Below are 4,635 nucleotides of genomic sequence, written 5' to 3' on the forward strand. Positions count from 1 at the left end.
AGGCCAGCAGGGAATGCCTGGCACTCATCGTTGCCCGGCAGCTCAAACACGAGGATGTGCTGGCGGCGCTGGCTGACCTGTTCATCTCGCGTGGGCCACCAGCGCATATACGATCCGATAACGTCCTATGTAGGGAAGCAGCAGCGGGCAAAGGCCAGCAGGTCTCGTTGCGCCGAGTGTAATCGGCGCTGATGATTTTTATGATCCAGATGGCTTCCATCGTCAAGGAATGCGCTCTCGGCCATAGCAAACACAGGATCCAGCAGCCGCGTGGGTCGTGGTCCTCACCGTCCTTAAAATGAGATACGGATGCCAGATGGAAGGCCCGAACATTATCTACAGGGTCGCGGTAGCGCCCTCACGGCTGCACAGAGAGGGGTCCTTCCATCTGGTGTCCGCCCGTTCGACGAACGGACGGTACTCGGTTCCCGTCTTGATGACGGCATGCGCAACGCGCGCCATTTTGGCGGTGAGCGCGGTCATCGCCTTGCGACGGCGATCGGGGTCGTTGGGATACCCGGCGACATAGCGCCCCAGCTTATCGCGGAAGCTGTTGTCGCGCTGGCGGATCGCGACCTGCGTCGCCATCCAGAATGTACGCCGCAACCGGGCATTGCCATACTTTGACAGCTTGGTCCGACCGCGGAACATACCGGACTGACAGGTAGCGAGGTCGAGGCCACAGAACTTGAGAAACTGGCGATGATGGCTGAAGCGGCGCAGATCACCGGCCTCGGCAAGGATCGTCAGGGCATTGATCGGTCCGATGCCTGGGATCATCCGCAGAAGCTGATAATCGCGGTTCGCGGCCAGCGCGTCATGGGCGATCCGCTCAATCTCATTGCGTTGTTGGATCAGGGTACGAGCCTGAGCGACGACCATGCGGAACATCGTGATCGCAGTGGAATCCTCGTCAATCGGCAGCGCGATCGATGCAGAGGCGGTCTCATAGATATCGTTGACTACCCGGGCCTTGGAGACCTTGCGACCGATCAACGGCCAGGCCTGTTCAGTGAAGGCTTCGCGGCCGATCGAGATGATGCTCCCCGGCGTCGGGAAACGTTCGATCAGCGCCAGGAACCAGTCAGACCGGCTGTTGCCGGCGAAACGCTCGATCTCCGGGAAATACAGCGGCAGGTAGTGGGTCAGGATCCTATGCCAGGCCTGGGTCTTCGCCTTTGATATGGCTTCATGCGTCTTCGACATCTCCTGCAGATCGTTGATACCGGCTGCCAGCGGATCGACATAGCGCTGGGTCGCACCGATCCTCAACATATGCAGGATCACTTGCGCGTCCTTGGAATCGTTCTTGTCCCAGCCATTGTGCAGCGCTTCGCGCGTCCGGGCCAAGGCGACCGACGAGATCAGGCGCAACTCAAACCCGGCGGACAGCAATCGATGCGCCAGCGTGCGGTGATAGTTGCCAGTCGCTTCGAAACCGACAATCACGGGCTTGCCAATGATCGTCAGATCGTCGGCCAGGCGATCATAATCCGCCTTCGTCGCCATCACTGTCATGCGGCGCCGGCGGCCGCCCTCCGGTCGTTCAAGCAGAACTTCCTGGCGGTGCTTGGACATATCGATGGCTACCAGCACGGCGTCGGCGGGAGTAGAACTGCGCTTGGTCATGATCGGTCAGTCTCCAAAGGGTTGAGTCGACAACTTCACTTTAGAGACCTGCTGACCGGTCATGGCCGCCTTGATGAAGTCTGCGGGCGCTACGCGCCCTTGCCTCCATCAAGGCAATCCGGCCTTCAACAGGCCGCTTCCCAATGTGCTATGGTAGCGAGTTTATCGCGACCGCCGTCCAGAAATGGTTGGGGCAGATCGGCGTGAAGACGCTCTATATCACCCCGGGATCACCATGGGAGAATGGCTATAACGAAAGCTTCAATGGGTCGCTTCGCGACGAACTGCTCAACGGCGAGTCTTCTACAGCCTCGCTGAGGCCAAGGTGCTGATCGAGGCATGGCGGCGGCATTACAACACCGTTCGCCCTCACAGCAGCCTGGGCTACCGACCGCCGGCACCGGAAACGGCGACACCGCCATATCCGGCCTCCGGTTCCGCTTCGCTCCACCTCTGTCCGGATATGGCGGCGATGGGCTTAATCCACTAACAAACCAATCGGGCCACTCGGTGGGGGCAGATCACAATTCCGTCATAGACAAATAGTGAAGATCGGATTGTTCGCAACCGCCATCTCATTTGACTAAAAAATATAACCACATGTAAATATTGCATAAACTTTACGCCCCTAAGCGCCACCCTACCAAAGGGGGCTTATAATTGGCTGAAGGCAATCCATCACCTAAAGGACGGAAACGGCCGCTCGGTTCCGGTTTCCGAAACAGGCGCATTCGCGATTTCCAGACGCTTCCCTACAGCTGGGACAGGCTGACGGCCGTGGATGTCGACCATCTCAAAGGCATTGTATGCGCAAGACTACAGGAAAACATTGGTCTGTTTGAACTGGAACTCTGCCTTCTCATCTGGGCCTCGCTGACGACTGGGCGTAGCTATAAAACACTGCTGCCTCTCAGCTTCCATACCGCATCAAACGAAAGCAATTGGGTCGCCACGTCGCCAGCGTTGGTAAGGAATGGCGAAAATTGGGCATGGTGGCTGGACCTAAGGGATCGGGCCGATCCAAAGCCGACGGAGGCAGGCACGCTAACTCTGTCAGAGCGTATTTACCTCCCCGTCACGGATCTGACCGTCACCATCATTGACCGATGCCTTGCACAGCGTAAATGCGCGCCCGATAGATTTGCCCAGCCCCTGTTCACCCATTGGGAGGTCGGCAGATACGGACGACAAGTTGCAGGCGAACCCGATGAACAGGACCTGCTGGTCGCGACTATGATGCACTGGCTTGAGCGCCACGATCCGCAGACCGGGCGCAAAGCGCGCGACGCAGCGGCGACAACGGCGTCCCTCACTCGGTGGCTGCCCGCTACAATGAACGAAGCAGCAGGCGGCGACATGGTGCTAACGGCCGCCATCACCGGAATCATTCCCAGCATGGCCGAAGCCTCAAGCGCCTACGGGGCCCTTTCGCAGGACAGGCTGGCCCGCCATTATCGTTCCTCCATCAACGGGATCGACACCCTACCCCCTGTCACTTTACCCGCAACCGTGGCCGCTACACATATCGGTGGACGCTTTACGCCCACGGATGAGACCGTTGGTGATCTGGTGCGCTCTCTGGCCGAGGATCTGGAAGCGGCGCCGCGGCCTATCGAGATGCTCCATCAGGCCATGACCCGTTACAGCGTAGGCTTGCTGGCCTTTGCTCTTGCCCATCGCGGAATTACAGGATCCTTGCCGGCGTCAAAGGACGTCGATGACAACACGCGCTTCTACTCGCTCACAGACAAAAATGTCAGGGGAACGGAAACCCAGAGATTGGTCTGGCTCTGTGACACAGCCATGGAGCAACTGCGCCTCTATGACGAGCATGTAAAGTGTCTCGAAGATATGCTTCCAGAAGAGACGGCACGACAGGTTGGCCAGATCAGGGAACAACGCGATCTTCCGCTTTTCCGGTTGAAACGCCACCGTTCAAAATCGTTCGATCGCGAGTTGCTCACGGCAGAACCAATCAAGGTAACAAACGCAATCGGTCAGGCCATGGCCGTGCAGCACTTAAGGAAAAATGCAGGCCGTCACTGGTTGCGGACGAAGCTCGTCGGACAATGCAGTACTGAAACCATTCATGCCTTTTACGGCCATGGGCCGCTGGACAGCGGCAGTTGGGACATGTTCAGTGCGCTCGACCCGGCGGTGTATCGGGCCGATCTCGCCCGTACGCTTGATCCTGTCCTTCAGGCAGCCGGATGGATTCCGCGTGCCGCCAATCTCGCGATCGCCACGCTGTGACAATGGTGCTGGCAGACTTCGACCTGGCATATGAAGATGACGATTTGCATGCCGTTGAGGTACAGGAATCCGCAATTGATGTGCGTTCGCCGCTCTATCTTATGGGAAAAATGCTAACTTCGGCCGTCCAGCGCGGCGGATTGCATAACGCGCTGCTCTGGCCTTCATGGATGCAGGGAGTTGATCGCTGGGTTCTGGTCCAGGGTAGCATGCTGTCGATCGATATGGAGTTGGATGGCCATTCGGCCCGATGGTTTGCCGATCCTGTCACCGCCATGCTGATCGTGCAGTGGAGGAGAGATGGGCATCGGCTACCGGCTGAGGCGACCCCGGAGGAATGCTTTGCTGCGTACGGACGAACAGAAATAGATGAAGATGGGCGCCGCGGTCAGCTACTGGTTGAAGACGCCGGCAGAGCCTGGCGAATGCACCTACCCGGATTGCTTTTGGCCCACGCGCAGGGCCGTGCCCCCGGCGTGTCCGTCAGCCATGAAAGCTGGTTTCGCATCATCCATGGTGATGTGGTGCCTGGCGAAGTCCTAAAACCGGTGCAGGATAAGCGGAAAAATGAAAAGAAATACAATATAATTCTGGATCCGCTTATTCTGGCCGCATCTGATGCACTTAGAGTCCGTTTGGAAAATCAGGGATGAGCGTTTCGGCGTAGTAGGTTTCCACCCATGGCGACGAGGATCATCGCCTGTGAGACGTCGATGCGCTTTTCGTAGTCGCGGACCAGACGGCGCCATCGGG

Annotated in this window: 2 protein-coding genes and 4 pseudogenes; 4 read left to right on the forward strand and 2 right to left on the reverse strand. The window is 58.2% G+C overall.

What is annotated here, in order from left to right:
• Positions 1 to 122, forward strand: a pseudogene (locus BRX37_RS25855) (IS3 family transposase); the annotation flags it as partial.
• Positions 123 to 332: 210 nt separating this feature from the next.
• Here the strand turns inward: BRX37_RS25855 and BRX37_RS25860 are convergent.
• Positions 333 to 1,629, reverse strand: a pseudogene (locus BRX37_RS25860) (IS110 family RNA-guided transposase).
• 152 nt (positions 1,630 to 1,781) lie between these two features.
• On the opposite strand from BRX37_RS25860, the pseudogene BRX37_RS25865 reads away from it, so the two are divergent.
• The 3 genes and pseudogenes from BRX37_RS25865 to BRX37_RS25875 all read left to right on the forward strand — a co-directional run.
• A pseudogene (locus BRX37_RS25865) lies at positions 1,782 to 2,119 on the forward strand (integrase core domain-containing protein); the annotation flags it as partial.
• Positions 2,120 to 2,289: 170 nt separating this feature from the next.
• Positions 2,290 to 3,882 (forward strand): hypothetical protein, encoded by a 1,593-nt coding sequence (locus tag BRX37_RS25870; protein ID WP_125990304.1) that lies wholly within the window; start codon positions 2,290 to 2,292, stop codon positions 3,880 to 3,882.
• 2 nt (positions 3,883 to 3,884) lie between these two features.
• Complete coding sequence (locus tag BRX37_RS25875) at positions 3,885 to 4,535, forward strand: hypothetical protein (RefSeq protein ID WP_125990306.1); 651 nt, start codon at positions 3,885 to 3,887, stop codon at positions 4,533 to 4,535.
• Here the strand turns inward: BRX37_RS25875 and BRX37_RS25880 are convergent.
• A pseudogene (locus BRX37_RS25880) lies at positions 4,526 to 4,635 on the reverse strand (IS5/IS1182 family transposase); the annotation flags it as partial. The gene BRX37_RS25875 and the pseudogene BRX37_RS25880 sit on opposite strands and share 10 nt — an antisense overlap.

The organism is Sphingomonas sp. S-NIH.Pt3_0716, assembly GCF_003950715.1.
GTDB lineage: Bacteria > Pseudomonadota > Alphaproteobacteria > Sphingomonadales > Sphingomonadaceae > Sphingobium > Sphingobium yanoikuyae_A.

Bases quoted from the DNA above. Each gene is read 5' to 3' on its own strand.
- BRX37_RS25875 (WP_125990306.1), top strand. From the start codon at position 3,885: ATGGTGCTGGCAGACTTCGACCTGGCATATGAAGATGACGATTTGCAT.